Raw genomic sequence first — 20528 nt, 5'->3', positions numbered from 1 at the left:
TCGTGCGACACGAGGTCGGCCGGGAACTCCTCGAGCAGGGCGGCGGCGTGCCCGAGCGCCGCCCGCGCCTCGACCGCCGAGGCGGCGCGCTCCGGCGAGTGCACCGTGGCCACCGTGAGCCGCGCACCCGTCACCTCCGCGATGCTCCGCGCGAGCGCCAGAGCGTCACGGCCCCCCGCGTCATCGACGTACCCCGCCAGCAGATGCTCCCGGATCACGACTCGAACATTCCCCCGCAAGCCGGGATGACGCGGGCCGTGGCCGCCTTGTGACGCGCGCCGGCCCGGCCGGTGTTCGTGACGGGCCGTCGTCTCCCGTAGACTGACGCCATGCTTGCGAGCTGATCAGGCGCTCCCAGGGCGCGGCCGGGCCGTACGGGGCCATGGGCGGCGCCCTTTTCGACGTCCGCAGTCGCCCCAGCCCGCCCCCCAGGAGCGTTCTCATCGTGATCACTGCCCAAGGCATCGAACTGCGAGCCGGCGCCCGCCTGCTTCTCGAAGGCGCCTCGTTCCGCGTCAATCCCGGCGACCGGGTCGGCCTCGTCGGCCGCAACGGCGCCGGCAAGACCACCCTCACGCGTGTGCTCGCCGGCGAGGGGCTGCCCGCGTCGGGCCAGGTGAGCCGCTCGGGCACGGTCGGCTACCTGCCGCAGGACCCGCGCACCGGCGACCTGGAGGTCCTCGCCCGCGACCGCATCCTGTCCGCCCGTGGCCTGGACGAGGTGATCCGGAAGATGCGGGAGGCCGAGGAGCGCATGGCGACCGCCGACGGCGCCGAGCGCGACAAGGCCGTCCGTCGCTACGGCCGGCTGGAGGAGCGGCTGCACGTCCTCGGCGGCTACGCGGCCGACGCCGAGGCCGCCTCGATCGCCTCCAGCCTGAACCTGCCCGACCGGGTGCTCGGCCAGCCCCTGCGCACCCTGTCCGGCGGCCAGCGGCGCCGCGTCGAACTGGCCCGCATCCTGTTCTCGGGCGCCGACACGCTGCTCCTCGACGAGCCGACGAACCACCTCGACGCCGACTCGATCACCTGGCTGCGCGACTTCCTCAAGAGCCACCAGGGCGGCCTCATCGTGATCAGCCACGACGTCGGGCTGCTCGACGTGGTGGTCAACAAGGTGTTCCACCTCGACGCGAACCGCAACGTGATCGACATCTACAACGTGGGCTGGAAGAAGTACCTCGCCCAGCGGGAGACCGACGAGCGCCGCCGCCGGCGCGAGCGCGCCAACGCCGAGCGCCAGGCGAGCACCCTGCAGACCCAGGCCGACAAGATGCGCGCCAAGGCCACGAAGGCCAGGGCCGCCCAGCAGATGGAGCGGCGGGCGCAGCGCCTGCTCGCGGGCGTCGAGGAGGAGCGCAAGGCCGACAAAGTCGCCAGGATTCGCTTCCCCGCACCCGCCCCGTGTGGCAAAACGCCGCTCATGGCGCGAGCTTTGTCGAAATCGTACGGTTCGTTGGAAGTCTTCACGGATGTCGATCTGGCCGTTGATCGCGGCAGTCGCGTGGTGATCCTGGGCCTGAACGGAGCGGGCAAAACGACGCTTCTGCGGCTGCTCGCCGGCGTCGAGAAGGCCGACACCGGCGAGCGGATCGACGGGCACGGCCTGCGGCTCGGCTACTACGCCCAGGAGCACGAGACGCTCGACCTGGAACGCACGGTCCTGGAGAACATGCGCACGGCAGCACCCGACCTGCCGGAGGTCGAGGTACGCAAGATCCTGGGCTCGTTCCTGTTCGCCGGCGACGACGTCGACAAGCCCGCGCGCGTGCTGTCCGGCGGGGAGAAGACCCGCCTCGCGCTCGCGACGCTCGTGGTCTCCAGCGCCAACGTCCTGCTCCTCGACGAGCCCACCAACAACCTCGATCCGGCGAGCCGGGAGGAGATCCTCGCGGCCCTCCGCACGTACGCGGGCGCCATCGTTCTTGTGACGCACGATGAGGGTGCGGTGGAGGCGCTGCAACCGGAAAGAGTGATCTTGCTTCCTGATGGTGTCGAAGATATTTGGAGTGACGAATTTTCCGATCTCGTGGCACTTGCCTGACCTGCGACGCAACCTGTACGCAAGGAAGCAGATCTTTTCTGGCGTAGTGGGTAGCCGATCGCGCGTGAATGTCTGATCATGGCGGGGGATAACGCAGCGGTCACCACATCACTACGGGAGGTACTCGTGGCCGAGACCCTAAAGAAGGGCACCCGCGTGACCGGTGCCGAGAGAGACAAGTTGGCAGAGCAGCTGAAGAAACGCTACGACTCCGGTGAGAGCATCCGCGCCCTGGCCGCCGCGACCGGCCGGTCGTACGGCTTCATTCACCGGATCCTCACCGAGTCGGGCGTGAACCTGCGTGGTCGGGGTGGAGCGACCCGCGGAAAGAAGTCCTGAAGAGCCGTCGTGCAGCCCTGACGGTTTCACAGCGGTCTCTGACGCCTGCTCCCCTCTGCTCCGTGCGCCGTGCCGTCTGACGCTCGTCGTGCCCGACCCGTTAAGGTCGGGCACGACGGCGGACCGGTTCGTCCCCGAGACGGACCACGAAAGGACGGTCATGGCGGACGGCCCCATCACTGATGCCGAATTCGAGCAGGCGGGCCTGCGCCTCGCCGTCGACGGAGCCGTGGCCACGATCACGCTGGCCCGGCCCGAGCGGCGTAACGCGCTGACGTTCAGCACGTGGCGGACGCTGGCCCGGATCGGAGACACGCTCCCGGACGGCGTGCGGGTCGTCGTCGTGCGAGGGGAGGGGCCGGCGTTCTCGGCCGGCATCGACCTGCGGCTGTTCACCGCGGAGGGCGTCCCGGGGGAGGACGCCCTCGCTCCGCGGGACGAGGAGTTCATCCGCGGGCTGCAGGCGGGCTACCTGTGGCTGCGCCGGCCCGACATCGTCTCGGTCGCGGCGGTGCAGGGGCACGCCATCGGGGGCGGCTTCCAGCTCGCCCTGGCCTGTGACCTGCGGATCGTCGCCGACGACGTCAAGTTCGCGATGAAGGAGCCGGCGCTCGGCATCGTGCCCGACCTGACCGGCACCAAGCCGCTCGTCGACATCGTCGGCGTGCCGCGGGCACTGGAGCTCTGCCTGACCACGCGCACCGTGTTCGCCGACGAGGCCGCCCGGCTCGGGCTCGCCGAGCTGGTGGTTCCCGTCGCCGACCTGGGCAAGGCGGTGGACGATCTCGTCGCGGCGATCCTGGCCGTACGACCCTCGACGGCCGCGGCGACCAAGCGTCTGCTGCGTGCCGCCCCGGGCAACACGCTGGAGGAGCAGTCCGCGGCCGAACGCCGCGAGCAGGTCGCCCTCCTGAGCGAGCCGGCCGGCGAGCGGTCCGCCTGATCACGCCCGGGTGGCGGCATGGCGTGAACCGGATTCGGGGACCACGCCCGGCCGCTCACGGCGACGTCTCATCCCAGCGTCCGCTCCGGCCTCCGAACGCCACGAGAGCCCATCGCGTCGCGTTCCTCACCAGCGGCCTACCTGCGGTGATGTGTGCCACCCGGTGCGATAGTGGCGGGTAGACGGGTACGGATCCGTCCGCGTGCCGATGACGTCCGCGAGAGGGGGCTCCGTGAAAGCGCTGGTCTACCACGGCCCGAAAGACGTCCGGGTGGAGCAGGTACCCGATCCGGCGATCGAGGCGCCGACGGACGTACTGGTCAAGGTCACGACGACGAGCATCTGCGGCTCCGACCTCCACATGTACGAGGGCCGGACGAACATCGAGCCCGGCCTTGTACTGGGGCACGAGAACCTCGGTGAGGTGATCGAGGTCGGCGCGGCCGTCGAGCACGTACGCGTGGGGGACCAGGTGTGCGTGCCCTTCAACGTCAGCTGCGGTTACTGCAAGAACTGCGAGCGTGGGCTGACGGCCTTCTGCCTGACGGCGAACCCGCCGTACGCGGGCGCGGCCTTCGGGTTCGCCGGCATGGGCCCCTACGACGGCGGCCAGGCGGAGTACATGCGCGTCCCGCACGGCGACTTCATGTGCCTCAGGCTTCCGCGGGAGGGACCGGGAAAGGAGACCGACTATGTGATGTGCGCCGACATCTTCCCGACCGGCTACCACGCGACCGAGATCGCGGGGCTCCGGCCGGGTGAGTCCGTCGTCATCTACGGCGCCGGGCCGGTCGGGCTCATGGCGGCCTACTCCGCGATCATCAAGGGCGCCGGCCGCGTGATGGTGGTCGACCTGCATCCGGACCGGCTGCGGCTCGCCGAGGAGATCGGGGCGATCCCGATCGACTACAGCGAGGCATCGCCGGTCGAGCGGGTGCTCGACCTGACCGGCGGCGAGGGCGCCGACCGCGGCTGCGAGTGCGTCGGGTTCCAGGCACACGACATCGCCTGCGTCGAGCGCCCGAACATCACCTTGAACAACCTGGTCGCCTCGGTGCGGCCCACCGGCACGATCGCGGTCGTCGGCCTCTTCGTGCGCGACGACCCGCACGCGGCGAACCGCCTCGACCAGCGCGGGGAGATCGTCTTCAACTTCGGTGAGTTCTGGTTCAAGGGGCAGGCGATGGCCACGGGCCAGTGCAACGTCAAGGCCTACAACCGCCACCTGCGCGACCTGATCGCCGACGACAAGGCCGAGCCGTCCTTCGTGGTGTCCCAGGAGTTGCCGCTCGATGACGCGCCAAAGGGCTACCAGCAGTTCGATGTCCGGAAGAACGGCTGGACGAAGGTCGTCCTGCACCCGTGAATGCGAGTCTGAGGGTATGGCCGTCCGGTGTCTGATCGTCGACGACAATGAGCGCTTCCTCCAGGTCGCCCGCGACCTTCTGAAGCGCGACGGAATCGCCGTCGTCGGCGTCGCCACCAACTCGGCCGAGGCCTTCCGGGAGGCCGAGCGGCTCCGTCCCGACGTCGCGCTCGTCGACATCATGCTCGGCGAGGAACACGGCTTCGACCTCGCGAGCGCACTGGCGCAGGCCCCGGAGCCGCCTCACGTGATCCTGATCTCCACCTACGTGGAAACGGACTTCGCCGAGCTGATCGCGGCCAGCCCGGCGATCGGTTTCCTGTCCAAGACCCGCCTGTCCGGCAACGCCATCCGCGACCTGCTGACGAACCCCGGCGTGCCCTGACCCGCCGCGCACGGTCCAACGCGGCTCGATGTCGGCACGGGCCTCGCCGCCGTTCCCCGGACGTAGGTCGCAAGGACCGTCCCGGATCGGCAGGGGGGCCGATGACGGCGCCCGCTAACGTGGCGCAGGCTGGTCCTGTCGATGGGAATCAGCCATCGGCGCGTTGTGTTGGCAACAGTGCTTACATGATTACGTCTTTACCTCCGGGAGGAATCACCGTGGGAATGCCGGACAACGGCTGGATGGTGATGATGTCGTTCCGCCGCGACAACTCGGTGGTCAAGGAGCGCCTGAAGTCGGGCACGGTGCGCCGCATCGCCGCCTACGCGCGCCCGTACGTCCGCGAGCTCGTCCTGTTCCTGATGTTGAACGCGGTCGCCGCCGTCATCGTGGTGGCCAACCCGCTGCTGCTCAAGGCGATCATCGACCGCGGCATCGTGCACCACCGGACCGGCCTGGTCGTCGGGCTCGCGGTCGCCGTCGGGGTGCTGGCGCTCTTCGACGCGGTGATCGGCCTGGCCCAGCGGTGGTACTCCGCGCGCATCGGTGAAGGACTCATCTACGACCTGCGGACCCAGGTCTTCGACCACGTTCAGCGCATGCCCGTGGCGTTCTTCATGCGCGCCCAGACCGGCTCGCTCGTCAGCCGGCTCAACAGCGACGTCATCGGCGCCCAGCGCGCCCTCACCACGACGTTGTCCTCGGTGGTCTCCAACGTGATCAGCCTGATCCTCGTGCTGATCACGATGTTCGTGCTGTCCTGGCAGGTCACGCTCATCGCCCTGGTCCTGTTGCCGATCTTCATCTTCCCGGCCAAGTGGGTCGGGCGGCGGCTGCAGAAGATCAGCAGAGAGCAGATGCAGCTCGACGCCGAGATGGGCTCGCTGATGACCGAGCGGTTCAACGTGGCGGGCGCGATGCTCGCCAAGCTGTACGGCCGCCCCGAGGAGGAGTCGGCGATGTTCGCGGGGCGGGCGGCACGCGTCCGCGACATCGGCGTCATCTCGGGCATGTACGGCCGCGTGTTCTTCACCGCGCTGACACTCGTCGCCTCGCTGGCCACCGCCATGGTGTACGGCGTCGGCGGGTCGCTGGTGGTGAACGGCAGCTTCCAGCTCGGCACCCTCGTCGCCCTGGCCACGCTGCTGACCCGCATGTACGGCCCGCTCACCGCGCTGTCCAACGTGCACGTCGACGTGATGACCGCCCTGGTCAGCTTCGACCGTGTCTTCGAGGTGCTCGACCTGCCGCCGATGGTGGCCGAGAAGCCGGACGCGACGCCGCTGCCCACGCCCTCATCCCGGCCGGCCCACCCCGGTCCGCCTCCCGGCGGGGACGCTCCGGCCGTGGAGTTCGACAACGTGACCTTCCGCTACCCGGCCGCCGCCGAGGTCTCGCTGGCCTCCCTGGAGTCGATCGCGCGGACCGACACGGCGCCGAGCCGCGAGGTGCTGCACGGGGTGGACTTCCGCGTCGAGCCGGGGAGCCTCACCGCGCTCGTCGGGCCCTCGGGCGCCGGCAAGACGACCATCACCCAGCTCGTGTCCCGGCTCTACGACGTCTCGGACGGCGTGGTCCGCATCGGCGGTCAGGACGTCCGCGACGCCACGCTGGAGTCGCTGCGCGGCGCCATCGGCGTCGTCACCCAGGACGCGCACCTGTTCCACGACTCGATCCGCGCCAACCTCGAGTACGCGCGGCCGGACGCGACCGATGAGGAACTGGTCGAGGCACTGCGGGCGGCGCAGATCTGGGGCCTGGTCGCGGAGATGCCGGACGGCCTGGACACCGTGGTCGGCGACCGGGGCTACCGGCTGTCCGGCGGTGAGAAGCAGCGCCTGGCGATCGCCCGGCTGCTGCTCAAGGCGCCCTCGGTCGTGGTGCTGGACGAGGCGACCGCGCACCTGGACTCCGAGTCCGAGGCGGCGGTACAGCGGGCGTTGAGGAGCGCCCTCGCGGGCCGTACGTCGATCGTCATCGCCCACCGGCTGTCGACGATCCGCGAGGCCGACCAGATCCTGGTGATCGACGGCGGCCGGGTGGTCGAGCGGGGCCACCACGACGAACTGCTCGACCGTGGCGGACTGTACGCCGAGCTTTACCAGACCCAGTTCGCCCGGCAGGCGCTGACGGATGACGTCGTACCCGCCGCGGCGCCCCAGGCGTGAGTGGCCGCACCGAAGAAGCGGGAGGAGTGAGGCGTACGGGGCAAGGGTAGACCCAGCGGTGTGAGCACTGTGTACATCATCCGGGCACGCTGGGTGATGTACGCCGCCTCACTGGCGTGCGGTCTGCTCCTCGTCGGAGCGCCGGCCGGCGCGGACCCGGCGTACGCGGGCCGTTCCAGGGTGTTCGGCCTCGTGCTGGCGGGGGCGAGCCCGGACCGTGTGCTGTTCGCGCCGGCCCGCATGGTGCGGCACGGGGGACCGGAGACGGTGCGCCCGGCGTCCGTGGGGCGCTACGCGCCGTTGACGATCGCGCCGGGAGCAGTGATCCGCGCGTCGGCGCCGATCGTCGACCACGGCGTCACCGACTACGTGCGCGGCGTCCGGCTGACCCCGGTGCAGCTGGGCGAGGACCTGCGACGGTTGAGCCGGCGGCTTCACCCGCTGCTGGACCGCGCCCACATGTTCGAGCTCTGGTTCGACGGCCAGGGCCGGATCGTCCGCATGCAGCACTACTTCAGCCCCTGAGTCCCGAACCGGAGCGGGGGCGCGTCGACATCGGGGGACCAGATGAACCGTCCGCTCGTCCTGACGTGCGTGGCCCTGAGCGCGATCATGCCGCTCACCGGGTGTGGAGGGAACAAGAAGGCCGCCACGGTCGCGCAGAGCGCGAGCCCGAAGGCGCGGCACCATGCCCCGGCCGCGACGCGCGCGCCGTCCGCCTCGGTGACCGTCCGCGGCACCGTACGGGTCGGCGGCTTCTGCAAGACCACCGACGCGGTGGGCAAGACGGCGAACGGCGGCTGGGCCCGCTGTCTCAAGAAGCCCGGCGACAAGCGCGCCCGCTGGTACTCCCAGGCTCCGTCGGGCCCCGGGGCGGCACGCGCCGGTGAGTTCTGCTCGCGGGCCGGCGCGACCGCGACGTCATCCGCGGGCAAGAAGCTGACGTGTACCAAGAAGGCCGGCGAGACCCGGCCGCGCTGGCGAACGAAGTGACCGGGCGTGGCCGCCGGGCGGACCCACCCGCCCGGCGCCGCCCAGCCGGGTGACGGGCGCCCGCCCGGCGGACTTTACGCAGGCGCATCTTCGAATCCATACCCCTGTCGCATGCCCGGCTCACCCTGGGGTGCGACAGGCGATTCCCTTCACCGCGGAGTGAGTGCGATGAGCAGGACGAAACGCGGGGTACGGCGGTTCGCCGCGCTCCTCGTCGGTTGCGGCGCGGCCGGCCTGGTGATCGGCTGGAGCTACGAGCGGGTTCCGGCCGTCGGCCATTCGCGCCCGCTCGGCCGGTAGCCGAGGCGGCGGAGCTCCGCCCCCGCGATCTTCTCCACCTGAGTGACCTGCTTCAGCGTGAGGTGGTCCTGCCACATGCCGATGTCGTCGTCGCCGACGCCGTGCAGCGCGCTCTTGGCGATCCGCTGCCCGAGGTAGTCGGAGATGTCGCCCAGGCTCTCGCGGGTGCGGGTGACCAGATCCTCGTAGCGGATGGTGAGCAGCTGATCGTCGGGAGTCTGGGCGCGCAGCCGGGCGCTGAGCCGGATCGACCCGCGCCAGCGCAGCGCGCACTTGACCGCCACGCCCGCCCGGGGCCAGCGCGCCCGCTCGGTGGCGTCCTCGACGCCGAGGAAGGCGTTGGGGAACACCTCGTCCAGGTTGGCGAAACCGGGACGGAACCATGCGAGGCAGCGCTCATCAGAGATCATCCCGGCGACGACGTCGCGGCCGTCGCGGATCACCTGGATCAGTTGCGCGTCGGGGAAGGCGTCCAGGATGACGTCGGTGCTGTAGATCAGGTCGGGCGTCGCGTCGGCGAACCGCTGGATGCCGCGCGGATCGGCGCAGACGCCGTCCGGGCCGAGCCGCCCCAGGTCACGGCACTGCGCCGGGCACTCACCGCACCCGTCCGGGGCGACCTGCCAGCTCTGCGCGTAGGCGTCGCGCATCACCCGGGCGGCGCCCGCCCCTCGCTCGCTCGCGATCGAGGGGCGCCGGGCGAACGCGTAGACCGTACGCACCACGTTGGGGCGGCCCATCGTCAGGTGGAAGGTCGCCGACTGGCGGATCGCACGGGCCACCAGGTCCGTGCCGGAATGGGGCGCACCGAGCAGGAAGACCGGACGCCGGACCTTGGTGCCGTTCACCACCAGGATGTGCGGAGACGTGGAGCGTGGGGGCGTCACCAGCGTGTCACCTCGGACGGGGCCGCTTCGTCGGCGCTCGTCAGCCGACGACCGCGAGCGCGTCGATCTCGACGAGCAGGCCTTCGGCCAGCCCGACGAACACCGTCGTACGCGCGGGATAGGGCTCGCTGACGTAGCTCTCATACACCGCGTTCATCGCCGCGAAGTCCTCCCGGCGCGTGAGGTGGACCCGCAGCATCACGACGTCGTCGAAGCCGGAGCCGGCCTCCTCCAGCACCGCCCGGACGTTCTCCAGCGCCTGGCGGGTCTGCTCGCCCACCGTTTCGCCGACGACGAGCCCGGTTTCGGGGTCGACCGGGACCTGGCCGGCGACCTGGAGGATGCCGCCCTTGCGGACGCCCTGGCTGTAGGCCGCGGCCGGCCGAGGGGCCTTCGCGGTATGAAAAGCGATCTTGTCACTCATACGGGTTACTCATCTCTTGGCCCCGGCCGGATGGCCCGGCGCCGTCGGCTCCTAGAGGATGGTACTGACTTCGCCGCCTTTGTGGTCACGCCGGGCCGACGCGTGTGCACGCCGTCCGCGAGCGCCCGCGACGCACCGTCTCCCGTCTCTTCGACGCCGTCGGCGCGACGGCCGCGACCACGGCGCCGACTTTACCCGGACAGACCTTTGCCAGGCCCTGACCTGCGGATATCGGCGCGGGTACGAGCTCACGCCCACTCCGGCTGGTTGACTCGGCCGATCGCAGACGCCGGCGCGGGTCGCCGGCGTCGGGGGCACGTGCGCGGCGGTGAACGCCGCCGCGCGGAGGGGGGCGATGATGGCGCTACGCCTGATCAAAGGTTCCTACCGGATCCTGCACAGCCAGCCCGATGGCGACTCGATCCACTTCTACCCCGACGACGCGGAGGCGTTCGTCAAACTGCGCATGAACGCGCACCTGAGCGCGACCGGCGCCGTGCAACTGCGGCTCGACGCCATCGACGCGCTGGAGACGCACTACACGCCGCACGGCCACGGGGGCTTCATCCAGCATCAGCCGCTCCCGCTCGGGCACGCGGCCGCCGACCGGCTGCTGACGCTGCTGGGCTTCAGCGACGTCAAGCGCGACCGGGAGGTCATCACCAGCGCCACGCCCGACGAGACGCCGGGCTACATCCTGACCCGGTTCGCCGACAAGTACGGGCGGCCGGTGGCGTTCGCGTACGCGGGCACGAGCGAGGAGACCGACCTCGCGCAGGTGCGCGTCACCGCGGCCACGCTGCGCGAGAGCGTGAACCACCGGTTGCTCTCCGAAGGGCTGGTCTACCCGACGTTCTACAGCAAGCTGTACCCCGACCTGCGCGCCGAGCTGACCACCGTCACCCAGGCGGCCCGCGCCAAGGGTCACGGCGTGTGGAGCGGCGACGCCACCACCAGCGGCGCGACCGTGACCAGCCTGACCGACCTGGACGACCACATCGTGATCCTGCCGAAGCTGTTCCGCCGCCTGGTGGACTACCTGGCCCTGGGCGCCGGTGACATGTCCCTCGACCGGTTCACGACCTTCCTCGCCGCACGCGACGACCGGCTGTTCGTCGTCTCCGAGGCGCACGCGACCGGCCTGGACACCGTCACCGCCGTGTCCGGCCAGAAGATCCGGCTCACCCACCCGCCCGAGGACCTGGTGTTCATCGAGGCGTGACGGTCGTTCCTGCCAGGATGGCGGGATGACCGTTGTCCTGCTGCATTCGATGTACGGACTGCGGGCCGCGGTGCTCGACGCCGCGGCCCGCATCCGTGCCACCACCGGACACGAGGTGGTGGTCCCCGACCTGTACGACGGCCGCACGGCGGATGACGCCGAGACCGGCCTGAAGATCAGGGACGAGATCGGACCCGAGGAGCTGGCCCGGCGGGCCGCCGCCGCGGCGGCGCCGTACGCGAGGGAGAGCACGGTGTTCGCGGGCTTGTCCCTGGGCGCGAGCCTGGCCCAGCGCCTCGCCCTGCGCGGCGCGGGCGCGCGGGGACTGCTGCTGATGCACGGCACCGCCGAGATCCCCGAGGACACGGTCGCGACCGGCCTGCCCGTGCAACTGCACGTCGCCGACCCGGACGAGTGGGAGCCGGCCGAGTGGCTGGAGGAGTGGCAGGAGGGGATGCGCCGCGTCGGCGCCCGCGCCGAGCTGTTCCGCTACCCGGGCGCGGGACACCTGTTCACCGACCCCGGCCTGGCCGACCACGACGAGCCGTCGGCACGCGCGGCCTGGGAGCGCGCCCTCACCTTCCTCCAAGGGCTGTGACCGCGGCGTTGCCCGGCCGAACCCGCTGCGGGCGTTCGAGGCTCTGTGCCCCGGGAAGGGCGCGACCGGGTTCCCACCGGCGGGGGCATAGCGTGGGGTGGCGCCGCCCGCGAAGTCACCGGAGGCGGCACGTCGAGTGAGGGGCGGTGGACCGTGATGGATGCCGGCGCGCTGCGACGGCTGGGCGAGGAACGGATCGACTGGCGGTTCAAGGGCATGCCGGCCGATGCCGCCGGGATGACCGTGGCGGAGCTCGCGGCCGAGCGCCGGAATCTGTTCGACGGCGGGTTCCATCCGCCGCTCGTCGTGCTCGACGCCGCGGCGCTGGAGCACAACCTGACGACCATGCGCGACTGGTGCGAGCGGCGTGGCGTGCTGCTCGCGCCGCACGGCAAGACCACGATGGCCCCGCAGCTGTTCGCGCGGCAGCTCGAGCACGGCGCGTGGGGGATCACCGTCGCCAACTTCGCCCAGCTTCGCGTGGCACGGGCCTTCGGCGTCCGGCGGGTCATGGTCGCCAACCAGCTCGTCGATCCGGCCGGGCTGCGCTGGGTGGCCGGTGAGGTCGCGCGCGACCCGGAGTTCGCGCTGTTCTGCTTCGCGGACTCGGTGCGCGGGGTCGAGATCATGGCGGCGGCGCTCCGCGGTGCGCCGCGGCCGGTGGACGTGCTGGTCGAGCTCGGAGCGCCGGACGGGCGTGCCGGCGTGCGTGACGTCGCGACGGCCGTGGCGGTGGCCCGCGCGGTCCGGGACGCGGACGGGCTCCGGCTCGCCGGGGTGGCCGGGTACGAGGGCGCGATCGCGCACGGCGCCACTTCGGAGAGCCTCGCGACGGTCGACCGCTACCTGCGGGACCTGCGCGACCTGGCCGGTCGGCTCGAACTGCCCGAGGACGCCATCCTCAGCGCGGGCGGCAGCGCCTTCTTCGACCAGGTCGCGGACGTGTTCGACGGCACCCGCACCGTGCTGCGCAGCGGCGCGTACATCACCCACGACGATGGCTTCTACCGCGACATCTCACCGCTCCGCCGGGCCGGGGACACGCCGTTCAGGCCGGCCCTGCACGCGTGGGCGCAGGTGACCTCCCGGCCCGAGCCCGACCTCGCGCTGCTCACCCTCGGCCGCCGCGACGTCTCCTTCGACCAGGGCCTGCCCGAACCGCACACCGTACGCCACGCCGACGGCACCCGCTCGCCGGCGACCGGCAGCACGGTGACGGCGCTCAACGACCAGCACGCGTTCCTCCGGCTCGGGTCCGGCACCACGGCCGAGGTGGGCGACTGGGTCGACTGCGGGCCGTCCCATCCGTGCACGGTGTTCGACAAGTGGCAGCTGCTCCCGGTCGTGGCCGACGACACGGTGATCGACCTGGTCCGCACCTGGTTCTAGGCGAAGGCCCCGCGTGGCGTGGCCCCGCGCCGGGTGTCCGGTACCGGTCACGGCATAGGCTCTTGATCATGATCGGCGAATGGCTCCGGAACGCGGGCGCGGTCACCGTGCTCACCGGGGCGGGCATCAGCACGGAGAGCGGCATTCCGGACTTCCGTGGTCCGCAGGGCGTGTGGACCAAGGACCCGCGGGCGGCCGCGATGTCCACCCTCGACGTGTACCTCGCCGATCCCGCCGTACGCCGGCGCGCCTGGCGGTCACGGCGCGACCATCCGGCCTGGGGCGCCGAGCCGAACGCCGGGCACCGTGCGCTCGTGGACCTGGAGCGGGCCGGGCGGCTCCGGGCGATCGTCACCCAGAACATCGACGGGCTGCACCAGAAGGCCGGGTCGGATCCGGGCCTGGTCATCGAGGTGCACGGCACGATGCTGGAGGTCGAGTGCCTCGGGTGCGGGAGGCGTACGCCGATGCCGGAGGTCCTCGCCCGCGTCGACCGGGGCGAGGAGGACCCGCCGTGCGTGGAGTGCGGCGGCATCCAGAAGTCCGCGACGATCTCGTTCGGGCAGGCGCTGAGGCCGGATGTCTTCGCCGCGGCGGAGCGGGCCGCGCGCGACTGCGATGTTTTTCTCGCGGTCGGCTCGTCGCTCGGCGTGCAGCCGGCGGCCGGGCTCTGCGTGGACGCGGTCGAGAGCGGTGCGCGGCTCGTCATCGTCAACGCGCAGGAGACGCCGTATGACCGGCTCGCCGACGCCATCGTACGCGAGCCGATCGGCACCATCCTCCCGACACTCCTGTCAGAGGCCTGTTGACGGCGAATTGCATGCGTGTGGTTTATGACCTCTTCCGCTTCGGGGCCCACAGGTGTCATGCTCTGACCGACCACATAACAAGGAGAGTTTCATGGGCGACCTCGGGGGCGGACCACCCTCACTTCGAGTGGGGGACAGGGTCGCCGTGGTCGCTCCGAGCTATCCCGCCGAGCCGGAGCGGCTCGAGCGCGGCTGTGCGGTGCTGCGCTCCCTCGGCCTCGACGTGATCGTGGGCAAACATGTCCTCGACCGTGCCCCGTCGGGCCTGACCTACCTCGCCGGATCCGACGACGAACGCGCCGCCGATCTGCAGGCGGCCTGGTGCGACCCGGGGATCTCGGCGGTGATCTGCGCGCGCGGCGGCTACGGTGCCGCCCGGGTGCTCGACCATCTCGACTGGGACACGATGGCCCACGCGACGCCCAAGCTCCTGCACGGGTCCAGCGACATCACCGCCCTGCACGTCGCGTTCGGCCGGCGTCTCGGCGTGCCGACCTCGTTCGGGCCGATGGTCGTCTCCACCCTCGCCGACGGCGAGGCGGAGACGATCGCCCATCTGCGCGAGGCCCTGTTCGGAACGGGCGTCACGGTGCACGGCTCGCGGACCCTGCGCGGCGGCCGGGCGCGGGGAACGCTGACGGGCGGCAACCTGGCGCTGCTCACATCCCTGCTCGGCACTCCGCACGCCCCGGAGCCGGCCACCGACCGTATCGCGTTCCTGGAAGACGTCAACGAGGCGCCGTACCGCGTCGATCGCATGCTGACCCAGCTCCTGCAGGCGGGCTGGTTCGAGGGCGTCGCCGGGATCGTGCTCGGCACCTGGGTCGGCTGCGGCGACCTCGACGCGGTCTTCGCCGACCGCCTCGTGCCGATCGGCGTGCCGATCCTGGGGGGCGTCGCGGTCGGCCACGGTCCCGGGCAGCGTACGATCCGGCTCGGCGTCGACGTTGGGCTCGACGCGGACGCGCGGGTGCTTTCACACCCTGGCGAGGAGACACCGTGACCACCTTCGAGAGGCGCGACCGCAGGCCCACCGCGGCCGACGGCTCCGACCCCGCGCTCGACTCGCTCGTGGTGCTGGTCGCCGAGAGCCACGGCTACGGCTGCCGCGCGGTTCCCGGCGACGTGATGCTCCTCGACGGCCCGCAGCGTCTGCACATCGGCATGCGCAACCTGCGCCAGCTCGCCCGGCTGGTCCCGCGTGACGACTGGCCCGCGCTGGTCGCCGACCACGTCGGCACGATCATCACCGCCATCGAAGAGCCGCTGGACCTCAGCGACTTCGCGCTCGTACGCGGGCTGTTGCGCTCGCGGATCTACCCGGCCGAGGCCCGTACCGCCCGGCTGATCTCCCGTCCGTTCGCGCCCGGCCTGATCGAGGCGATCGTCGCCGACACGCCGACGACCGTGCGCACCGTCGTCACCGACGACGTGGTCGGCTGGCCCGTGACCGCCGACGAGCTGTTCGCGGTCGGCCGCGACGGCGTCCGCGCCGACGGCCCGCTCGAGTGCGACGTCATCGACGACACCGGCATCCGCGTGCTGGAGGGCTCGACGTTCTACGCCGCGACGCATCTGGTGTGGCTGGAGTCCTACCTCGATCCCGGCCCCTACGGCGTGCTCGCCGTCGCGCCCACCCGCAGCACGATCGCCGCGTGCACGATCCGCAAGGACACGGCGCTGATCAGCGCCGAGCGCCTGCGCGCGTTCGCCGCCGACACTCACGAGGACGGGCCCGGCTCGCTGACGCCGGACCTGTTCTGGTGGCACCGCGGCGGTAGCCTCACGCTGCTGGAGCGGGCGAACACCGGGCCCGCCCGGCTGCCGGAGGACTTCCTGCGGTTCGTCGCCTCCCTTCCCTGATCCGTCGTCGCGCGGGCTTGACCTTGACGCCGGTGTCAGGGCCTAGCGTCGGTGCCGACCACAGATCAGGGGCCGGTGCGCCCTCTCCGGAGGAAGACGATGATCGAACTGACGACCGACAACTTCGACGCGCAGGTGCTCCACGGCGACCGGCCGGTGCTGGTCGACTTCTGGGCCGAGTGGTGCCCGCCGTGCCGGCTGATCGCGCCGATCCTCGAACAGCTGGAGGCGGAGTACGGCGACCGTCTCACCGTCGCCAAGATCAACGGCGACGACCACCCGGAGATCGCGCGCAGGTACCAGGTGCTCGGCTTCCCCACGCTGAACCTCTACCGCGACGGCGAGGTCGTCCACCAGATCGTGGGCGCCCGGTCCAAGCGAGCCCTGCTCGCCGACCTGGAGCCGCACCTCTGAGACGAGTCGCCGTCGCGGTGACCGACGCCGCCTCTACGGCTGCGCGGCGGCGTGACCGGCGCCGCGCATGCCGTCGTGGCCTTCGAGGTCGTAGGCGGTCAGCACCAGGGGCACGTGGCTGAACGCCTGCGGGAAGTTGCCGACCTGGCGCTTCAGCCGCGGGTCGTACTCCTCGGCGAGCAGGCCGACGTCGTTGCGCAGGTCCAGCAGCCGCTCGAACAGGTCCCGCGCCTCCTTGGCGCGGCCGATCTGCTGCAGCGCGCCGGCCATCCAGAAGCTGCACGCGAGGAACGCCCCCTCGCGGCCGGCCAGCCCGTCGACGCCGTGTTCGTCGTCGCCGGTGGCGTACCGCTGGACGAACCCGTCGGTGGTGAGTTCCCGCTGCACCGCCTCGACCGTGCCGATGACGCGGGGGTCGTTCGCGGGCAGGAAGCCGACGCGGGGGATGAGCAGCAGCGCCGCGTCCAGCTCGCGTGAGCCGTACGACTGGGTGAAGGTGTTGCGGTCGGCGTCGAAGCCCTTCGCGCAGACCTCACGGTGGATCTCGTCGCGCAGCGCACGCCAGTGCTCGACCGGGCCGCGCCGGTCGAAGTTCTCCACCATGCGGACCGCGCGGTCCACCGCGACCCAGGTCATGACCTTGGAGTGCACGAAGTGCCGGCGCGGCCCGCGGACCTCCCACAGGCCCTCGTCCGGGTCGTTCCAGTGCAGCTCGACGAAGCCCATCATCGCGCTCTGCAGCGACCAGGCGTGCCGTTCCTGCTGGATACCGCTGCCCAGCGCGAGGAACAGCGAGTCGGCGACCTCGCCGTACACGTCGAGCTGGAGCTGCTTGGCGGCGGAGTTGCCGACGCGGACCGGCCGGGAGTTCTCATAACCCGCCAGCCAGTCCAGCTCGTACTCCTCCAGCCGGCGCTCGCCGGCCACGCCGTACATGATCTGCAGGTCCTCCGGACTGCCGGCGACCGCGCGCATCAGCCACGACCGCCAGGCCTTGGCCTCGTCGCGGTAGCCGCTGCGCAGCAGGGCCTCCAGGGTCATCGTGGCGTCGCGCAGCCAGCAGAAGCGGTAGTCCCAGTTGCGTACGCCGCCGACCGCCTCGGGCAGGGAGGTCGTGGCCGCCGCGACGATGCCGCCGGTCGGGTCGTAGGTCAGCGCCTTCAGCGTGGCGAGCGAGCGGACGACGGCGTCGCGGTAGCGGCCGGAGTAGGTGCACTGCGCGGCCCACTCGGTCCAGAAGCGCTCGGTGCCGTCGAGCGCCTCGTAGGGGTCGACGTCGCGCGGGGCCGGCAGGTGCGAGGGATGCCAGGTGAACACGAACGGCAGCGAGTCGCCCGCGCAGACGACGAACGTCGCGCGGTGGGAGAAGTCGCGGCCCTCCAGCTCGATCGGGCTGCGCAGCCACACCGAGTCGGGGCCGGCGATGCCGGTGAGGTGGTCGCCGATCCGCCGCATCCACGGGATGGCCCGGCCGTAGTCGAACCGGATCCGCAGGTCCAGGCGCATCGGCACCCGTCCGGAGACGCCCTCGACGATGCGCACGACGTCCGCCGCCTCGCCGCGCTCGGGCATGAAGTCGACGACGCGGACGGTGCCCTCCGGGGTCTCCCACTCGGTCTCGAGGATGAGCGTGTCGCCCCGGTACCGCCGCCGGGTCGCCTTGCCGCCGGAGACCGGCGCGATCTGCCAGCGGCCGTTGCCGGGGTCGCCGAGCAGGCCGGCGAAGCAGGCGGGGGAGTCGAGCCGGGGAAGGCACAGCCAGTCGATGGATCCGTCGAGTCCGACGAGTGCGCAGCTGAACAGATCACCGATGAGCGCATAGTCCTCGATGGGCGCAGACAATGCGATTCCCCCTTGTCGTGGCTGATTTCGACGCAGTGCGTACGGTAACGCGGTACCGAGCCCCGTATCTGGCGAATCTGTCGACCTGACCGGCTGTTTACCTATGGCGATGACGGTAAGTAATCACTCGATCGCCGCTTCGATGGATCGGCCTGGTCGCAAGCCGGAATGACACCGGATCGGGGGCGGCGGAATGGGCAGAACGGATGAGACCGTACGAAGCCTGGTGCCCGCCCGGATCGACCGGCTGCCCTGGTCGCGGTTCCACACCCGGATGATCGCCGCGCTCGGGGTCGCCTGGGTCCTGGACGGGCTCGAGGTGCAGATCGCCAGCATCGTCGGGCCGGTGCTCCAGCGCGCGGACACGCTCCATCTCGGCTCCGGGCAGGTCGGCTTCGCCGGGACGGTCTTCCTGCTCGGGGAGGTGCTGGGCGCGCTGGTCTTCGGCCGGATCTCGGACCGGCTGGGCCGGCGCCGGCTGTTCATCGTCACGCTCGGGCTCTACCTGGCCGCCAACGCCCTGACCGCGCTGTCCTTCGGCTACCCGATCTTCCTCGTCTTCCGGTTCGCGGCGGGGGCGGGGATCGGCGGGGAGTACGCCGCGATCCACTCGGCGATCGACGAGCTCATCCCCGCGCGGTTCCGGGGAAGGGTCGACCTCGCCGTCAGCGGCACCTACTGGTTCGGCGCGATCCTCGCCTCGCTCGGCGAGTACGTGCTGCTCAACCCCGGACTGCTGCCGCCGGACATCGGCTGGCGCATCGGGTTTCTCATCGGACCGCTGATCGGCGTCGGCATCTGGGGTCTGCGCCGTAGGCTGCCGGAGAGCCCGCGCTGGCAGCTCATGCACGGCCGCGCCGGTGAGGCGGAGCGCACGGTGGCGCGGATCGAACGCGAGGTCGAGGCGTCCGGAGTGCGGCTGCCCGCGGTCGACGAGAGCCGCTACATCGAGGTGCGGGCGCGGGAGGCGGTGTCGTTCGCGCTGGTGGCGCGGACGTTGTTCCGCGAGTACCCCAAGCGCTCGGTGCTCGGCGCGGTCCTGATGATCAGCCAGTCCCTCCTGTACAACGCGATCTTCTTCACGTACGGGCTGGTGCTCAAGCACTTCTACGGTGTCGCCGACCACGACGTGCCCAAGTACTTCTTCCCCTTCGCCGCGGGCAACCTGCTCGGCCCGCTGCTCATCGGCCGGCTGTTCGACACGGTCGGCCGCCGGCAGATGATCGCCGGCACGTACATCGTCTCGGGCGTGCTCATGGCCGTCAGCGGCTACCTGTTCCAGCGCGGCCTGCTGACGGCCGTCACGCAGACCGTGCTGTGGTCGGTGATCTTCTTCATCGCGTCGGCGGCGGCCAGTTCGGGCTATCTGACCGTCAGCGAGATCTTCCCGATGGAGTTGCGCGCCCAGGCGATCGCCCTGTTCTTCGCGATCGCCCAGGTGTTCGGGTCGTTCGGCCCGACGATCGTCGGCTCGCTGATCGGCAACCAGGCGCATCCGGACCGGAGCCGCCTGTTCGTCGCCTACCTGGTCGCCTCCGGCGTCATGGGCGCCGCCGGGGCGGTGGCGGCGTTCTGGGGCGTACGGGCCGAGCGCACCTCGCTGGAGGACGTCGCCGCGCCCCTGTCGTCGGTGCGCCGCCCGCGCGACCATCTCGACGACCGGCTCGGCCCCGGCGCCTGAGCCGGCCGCCTGGGTCCGTCAGGCCGCCGCCGGGGATCGTTCGACCGTCAGCAGCGGCAGGAAGACGTGGGCGAGCGGGCCGATCGTCAGGGCGTACAGCAGCGTGCCGACGCCGACGGTCCCGCCGAGCGCCCAGCCGAGGAGCAGCACGGTGACCTCGATGCCGGTGCGCACGATCCGCACGGAGTGGCCGCGCGCCGCGAGGCCGGTCATCAGCCCGTCGCGCGGGCCGGGGCCCAGGCCCGCGCCGATGTAGCAGCCCGTCGCGAAGCCGCCGACGAGGATGGCCGCGACCAGGTATCCCGAGCGCAGCGGAAGGCCGTGCGGGTCGGGCAGCAGCCAGAGGAACAGGTCGGCGAACACGCCGACGAGGATGACGTTGCTGAGCGTGCCGATCCCCGGGCGCTGCCGGAGCGGGATCCACAACAGCATGACCAGCGCGCCCGCGATGATGATCCAGGTGCCGATCGACAGGCCGGTCTGGCGCGCGAGGCCCTGATGGAGCGTGTCCCAGGGGTCGTTGCCCAGCCGGGAGGCGACCTGTAGGGCGATGCCCAGGCCGTACAGGGCCAATCCGATGTAGAGCTGGGCCAATCGACGTACGAGCACGTGCCTTACCTCTCATTGGTGCGGATGGAGCCAATTACCGCAGAGAAGTGGCTTGAAAGATAAGGGCCAATCGTGAAAAGTGGCCCCATGTCGACCAGGTCCATCAATGCCGCCAACCTCGCCCGGCTCCTCGGCGGACCGCCCTCGGAGCGGCCGTACGACGCCGCGATCGCCGCCACGCTGAGCGGCCTCGTGCTCGACGGCGGCCTGCCCCTGCGCACGCGGCTGCCCGCCGAGCGCGACCTGGCCGCC

Annotated in this window: 20 protein-coding genes and 2 pseudogenes; 17 read left to right on the top strand and 5 right to left on the bottom strand. The window is 71.3% G+C overall.

The genetic code is table 11. From position 1 onward, the window contains the following. Window positions 1-218, bottom strand: a pseudogene (locus ACFFNX_RS15995) (universal stress protein); the annotation flags it as partial. A gap of 227 nt (window positions 219-445) precedes the next feature. On the opposite strand from ACFFNX_RS15995, the gene ACFFNX_RS15990 reads away from it, so the two are divergent. From ACFFNX_RS15990 to ACFFNX_RS15955, 8 genes are all read left to right on the top strand, one after another. After that, window positions 446-2044, top strand: a complete 1599-nt coding sequence (locus tag ACFFNX_RS15990) for an ABC-F family ATP-binding cassette domain-containing protein (protein ID WP_378201824.1) — start codon at window positions 446-448, stop codon at window positions 2042-2044. Between the two features lie 126 nt (window positions 2045-2170). Then, window positions 2171-2383 carry a helix-turn-helix domain-containing protein gene (locus ACFFNX_RS15985; protein ID WP_141961196.1) on the top strand — a complete coding sequence of 71 codons (213 nt, stop codon included), beginning with the start codon at window positions 2171-2173 and terminating at the stop codon, window positions 2381-2383. Between the two features lie 160 nt (window positions 2384-2543). Continuing rightward, window positions 2544-3326, top strand: coding sequence for an enoyl-CoA hydratase/isomerase family protein (locus ACFFNX_RS15980; protein WP_378201821.1), 783 nt, complete (start codon window positions 2544-2546; stop codon window positions 3324-3326). A 232-nt stretch (window positions 3327-3558) separates the two neighbouring features. Then, on the top strand, window positions 3559-4692 hold the full coding sequence (locus ACFFNX_RS15975) for a glutathione-independent formaldehyde dehydrogenase (protein ID WP_378201818.1): 1134 nt from the start codon (window positions 3559-3561) through the stop codon (window positions 4690-4692). 16 nt (window positions 4693-4708) lie between these two features. Then, entirely contained in the window at window positions 4709-5077 is a 369-nt protein-coding gene (locus tag ACFFNX_RS15970) for a LytR/AlgR family response regulator transcription factor (protein WP_378201815.1), read from the top strand. A gap of 224 nt (window positions 5078-5301) precedes the next feature. Further along, window positions 5302-7245, top strand: a complete 1944-nt coding sequence (locus ACFFNX_RS15965; protein ID WP_378201830.1) for an ABC transporter ATP-binding protein — start codon at window positions 5302-5304, stop codon at window positions 7243-7245. A 60-nt stretch (window positions 7246-7305) separates the two neighbouring features. After that, window positions 7306-7770: a hypothetical protein gene (locus ACFFNX_RS15960; protein WP_378201812.1), complete on the top strand. Its 465-nt coding sequence runs from the start codon at window positions 7306-7308 to the stop codon at window positions 7768-7770. Window positions 7771-7812: 42 nt separating this feature from the next. After that, a complete protein-coding gene (locus ACFFNX_RS15955) occupies window positions 7813-8238 on the top strand; it encodes a hypothetical protein (protein WP_378201809.1) in 426 nt (141 codons plus the stop codon). 251 nt (window positions 8239-8489) lie between these two features. Here the strand turns inward: ACFFNX_RS15955 and ACFFNX_RS15950 are convergent, their stop codons facing one another. Beyond that, window positions 8490-9425, bottom strand: coding sequence for a sulfotransferase family protein (locus ACFFNX_RS15950; protein ID WP_378201806.1), 936 nt, complete (start codon window positions 9423-9425; stop codon window positions 8490-8492). Window positions 9426-9465: 40 nt separating this feature from the next. Continuing rightward, the gene (locus ACFFNX_RS15945; protein WP_378201803.1) at window positions 9466-9849 is read right to left on the bottom strand and encodes a RidA family protein; all 384 of its coding nucleotides are present in this window, start codon (window positions 9847-9849) and stop codon (window positions 9466-9468) included. 355 nt (window positions 9850-10204) lie between these two features. Between ACFFNX_RS15945 and ACFFNX_RS15940 the strand changes: the two genes are divergently transcribed. The 7 genes from ACFFNX_RS15940 to trxA all read left to right on the top strand — a co-directional run bounded on the left by ACFFNX_RS15940 (window position 10205) and on the right by trxA (window position 16144). After that, on the top strand, window positions 10205-11071 hold the full coding sequence (locus tag ACFFNX_RS15940) for a thermonuclease family protein (protein WP_378201800.1): 867 nt from the start codon (window positions 10205-10207) through the stop codon (window positions 11069-11071). 25 nt (window positions 11072-11096) lie between these two features. Beyond that, window positions 11097-11669, top strand: a complete 573-nt coding sequence (locus ACFFNX_RS15935) for a dienelactone hydrolase family protein (RefSeq protein ID WP_378201797.1) — start codon at window positions 11097-11099, stop codon at window positions 11667-11669. 156 nt (window positions 11670-11825) lie between these two features. Then, window positions 11826-13058 (top strand): alanine racemase, encoded by a 1233-nt coding sequence (locus ACFFNX_RS15930; RefSeq protein WP_378201827.1) that lies wholly within the window; start codon window positions 11826-11828, stop codon window positions 13056-13058. Between the two features lie 68 nt (window positions 13059-13126). Next, the gene (locus ACFFNX_RS15925; protein ID WP_378201794.1) at window positions 13127-13867 is read left to right on the top strand and encodes an SIR2 family NAD-dependent protein deacylase; all 741 of its coding nucleotides are present in this window, start codon (window positions 13127-13129) and stop codon (window positions 13865-13867) included. Window positions 13868-13958: 91 nt separating this feature from the next. Then, entirely contained in the window at window positions 13959-14870 is a 912-nt protein-coding gene (locus tag ACFFNX_RS15920; protein ID WP_378201791.1) for a S66 peptidase family protein, read from the top strand. Continuing rightward, a complete protein-coding gene (locus ACFFNX_RS15915; RefSeq protein ID WP_378201788.1) occupies window positions 14867-15730 on the top strand; it encodes a hypothetical protein in 864 nt (287 codons plus the stop codon). The genes ACFFNX_RS15920 and ACFFNX_RS15915 overlap by 4 nt, the downstream gene beginning before the upstream one ends. A 99-nt stretch (window positions 15731-15829) precedes the next feature. Beyond that, window positions 15830-16144, top strand: coding sequence for a thioredoxin (gene trxA, locus ACFFNX_RS15910; RefSeq protein WP_378201785.1), 315 nt, complete (start codon window positions 15830-15832; stop codon window positions 16142-16144). A 33-nt stretch (window positions 16145-16177) separates the two neighbouring features. Here the strand turns inward: trxA and ACFFNX_RS15905 are convergent, their stop codons facing one another. Further along, a complete protein-coding gene (locus tag ACFFNX_RS15905; RefSeq protein WP_378201782.1) occupies window positions 16178-17986 on the bottom strand; it encodes a glycoside hydrolase family 15 protein in 1809 nt (602 codons plus the stop codon). Between the two features lie 193 nt (window positions 17987-18179). Here ACFFNX_RS15905 and ACFFNX_RS15900 point away from each other — a divergent pair, with 193 nt between their 5' ends. Further along, entirely contained in the window at window positions 18180-19667 is a 1488-nt protein-coding gene (locus ACFFNX_RS15900; protein WP_378201779.1) for an MFS transporter, read from the top strand. A gap of 18 nt (window positions 19668-19685) precedes the next feature. Here ACFFNX_RS15900 and yczE read toward each other — a convergent pair whose 3' ends face one another. Continuing rightward, window positions 19686-20276, bottom strand: a complete 591-nt coding sequence (gene yczE / locus ACFFNX_RS15895; RefSeq protein WP_378201776.1) for a membrane protein YczE — start codon at window positions 20274-20276, stop codon at window positions 19686-19688. 87 nt (window positions 20277-20363) lie between these two features. Between yczE and ACFFNX_RS15890 the strand changes: the two are divergent. Beyond that, window positions 20364-20528, top strand: a pseudogene (locus ACFFNX_RS15890) (MocR-like transcription factor YczR); the annotation flags it as partial.

Source organism: Actinoallomurus acaciae (genome assembly GCF_042429965.1).
In the GTDB taxonomy this organism is placed as follows: Bacteria; Actinomycetota; Actinomycetes; order Streptosporangiales; family Streptosporangiaceae; genus Actinoallomurus; species Actinoallomurus acaciae.
Note: the sequence above shows the minus strand (reverse complement) of the source record. Positions and strands in the feature narration are given on the sequence as shown.

Bases quoted from the DNA above. Each gene is read 5' to 3' on its own strand.
- ACFFNX_RS15980 (WP_378201821.1), top strand. From the start codon at position 2,544: ATGGCGGACGGCCCCATCACTGATGCCGAATTCGAGCAGGCGGGCCTG.
- ACFFNX_RS15970 (WP_378201815.1), top strand. From the start codon at position 4,709: ATGGCCGTCCGGTGTCTGATCGTCGACGACAATGAGCGCTTCCTCCAG.
- ACFFNX_RS15965 (WP_378201830.1), top strand. From the start codon at position 5,302: ATGCCGGACAACGGCTGGATGGTGATGATGTCGTTCCGCCGCGACAAC.
- ACFFNX_RS15955 (WP_378201809.1), top strand. From the start codon at position 7,813: ATGAACCGTCCGCTCGTCCTGACGTGCGTGGCCCTGAGCGCGATCATG.
- ACFFNX_RS15945 (WP_378201803.1), bottom strand. From the start codon at position 9,849: ATGAGTGACAAGATCGCTTTTCATACCGCGAAGGCCCCTCGGCCGGCC.
- ACFFNX_RS15940 (WP_378201800.1), top strand. From the start codon at position 10,205: ATGATGGCGCTACGCCTGATCAAAGGTTCCTACCGGATCCTGCACAGC.
- ACFFNX_RS15935 (WP_378201797.1), top strand. From the start codon at position 11,097: ATGACCGTTGTCCTGCTGCATTCGATGTACGGACTGCGGGCCGCGGTG.
- ACFFNX_RS15930 (WP_378201827.1), top strand. From the start codon at position 11,826: ATGGATGCCGGCGCGCTGCGACGGCTGGGCGAGGAACGGATCGACTGG.
- ACFFNX_RS15925 (WP_378201794.1), top strand. From the start codon at position 13,127: ATGATCGGCGAATGGCTCCGGAACGCGGGCGCGGTCACCGTGCTCACC.
- ACFFNX_RS15920 (WP_378201791.1), top strand. From the start codon at position 13,959: ATGGGCGACCTCGGGGGCGGACCACCCTCACTTCGAGTGGGGGACAGG.
- trxA (WP_378201785.1), top strand. From the start codon at position 15,830: ATGATCGAACTGACGACCGACAACTTCGACGCGCAGGTGCTCCACGGC.
- ACFFNX_RS15900 (WP_378201779.1), top strand. From the start codon at position 18,180: ATGGGCAGAACGGATGAGACCGTACGAAGCCTGGTGCCCGCCCGGATC.